Below are 1,220 nucleotides of genomic sequence, written 5' to 3' on the forward strand. Positions count from 1 at the left end.
CGAGACGTCCTCGCTCCAGAGGCCGACGTAGCGCCAGGTCTTGCGCAGCCGCAGCCCCCGCAGCACCGGCGCGCGGGCTGGGGGGAGGGGGAGGTGGGACGGACGTCCGGTGCCGTCCCCGCGGTAGGCCACCGGTGGCGGCGCGCTCACGCCCGGCCCCGGTAGGCGGGCTGGCAGCGCGGGCACCAGTAGAGGTTGCGCCCGACCAGCTCCTGGGTGAGGACGGTCCGCCCGCACAGCCGGCAGGGCTCGCCGGCGCGGCGGTAGACGTAGGCGGGACGTTGCCCGGGCCCGACCAGGTGCAGGTGCTCGCTGCGGACGGTCTCGATCCGGCCGACCCGGACGCCGTCGGCCATCAGCTCGACGAGGTCGTCCCACATCGCCAGCAGCTGTCCCCGCTTCACCGCCGTCCCGGGACGCAGCGGGTGGAGGCCGTGGCGGAAGAGGATCTCGGCGCGGTAGACGTTGCCGATCCCGGCGATCACCGACTGGTCCATCAGCAGCGCGCCGATCGCGGTGCGGCTGCGGCGGATCCGTTCCCAGGCGCGCAGCGGGTCGGCGTCGGGGCGCAGCGGGTCGGGCCCGAGGCGGGCCAGCAGCTCGGTCTTCTGCTCCGGGGTGTACAGCTCGCAGGCGGTCGGCCCGCGCAGGTCGGCCCAGGCGTCCTCGCTCACCAGACGCAGCCGCACCTGCCCGACCGGCGGGGTGACCGGCGGGCGGTGCACCAGGAACGTCCCGTAGAGCCCGAGGTGGACGTGCAGCAGCCGGTCGCCCGCGAAGTCGACCAGCAGGTGCTTGCCGGCGGCGTCGGCGCGCAGCAGCCGGGTGCCGTCGAGCAGCGCCGCCGACTCGGCGAAGCGGCCCTGCGGGCTGGACGTCCGCACCACCGACCCGGCGAAGGTGGCGTCCAGCTGGTCGGCCAGCCGGCGCAGCGAATGTCCCTCGGGCATGGGGAGATCCTGCCAGCGCGCTCCAGCGCGGCCCCGCGGCGGCCCGACCGGCGTAGCCTCGCTCCCGTGGCAGCGCAGCCCCCCGACCCGCCGACCCCGGTGCTGGAGGCCGTCGACCGGCTCGGGCTGGACGCCGCCACGCTGCGCCCCACCCTGGGCCGCTCCGGTCTGACCTGGTACTGCGGGGGCGACGTCCTGCGGCTGGTGCCGGCTGCCCGTGCCGAGGCCGAGCTCGCCGCCCGGGACGCCGCGGGCCGGCGGCTGCCGGTG

Annotated in this window: 2 protein-coding genes; one reads left to right on the top strand and one right to left on the bottom strand. The window is 77.0% G+C overall.

The window, feature by feature from the left end:
* Window positions 1-146: 146 nt before the first annotated feature.
* The gene (locus DVA66_RS20510; RefSeq protein ID WP_114561584.1) at window positions 147-950 is read right to left on the bottom strand and encodes an Fpg/Nei family DNA glycosylase; all 804 of its coding nucleotides are present in this window, start codon (window positions 948-950) and stop codon (window positions 147-149) included.
* Between the two features lie 66 nt (window positions 951-1,016).
* Here DVA66_RS20510 and DVA66_RS21205 point away from each other — a divergent pair.
* Window positions 1,017-1,220: hypothetical protein (locus tag DVA66_RS21205; protein ID WP_198672013.1), on the top strand; the 204-nt coding region annotated here is incomplete at its 3' end.

Origin of the sequence: Desertihabitans aurantiacus (genome assembly GCF_003344635.1) — a bacterium.
Classification (GTDB): Bacteria; Actinomycetota; Actinomycetes; order Propionibacteriales; family Propionibacteriaceae; genus Desertihabitans; species Desertihabitans aurantiacus.

Bases quoted from the DNA above. Each gene is read 5' to 3' on its own strand.
- DVA66_RS20510 (WP_114561584.1), bottom strand. From the start codon at position 950: ATGCCCGAGGGACATTCGCTGCGCCGGCTGGCCGACCAGCTGGACGCC.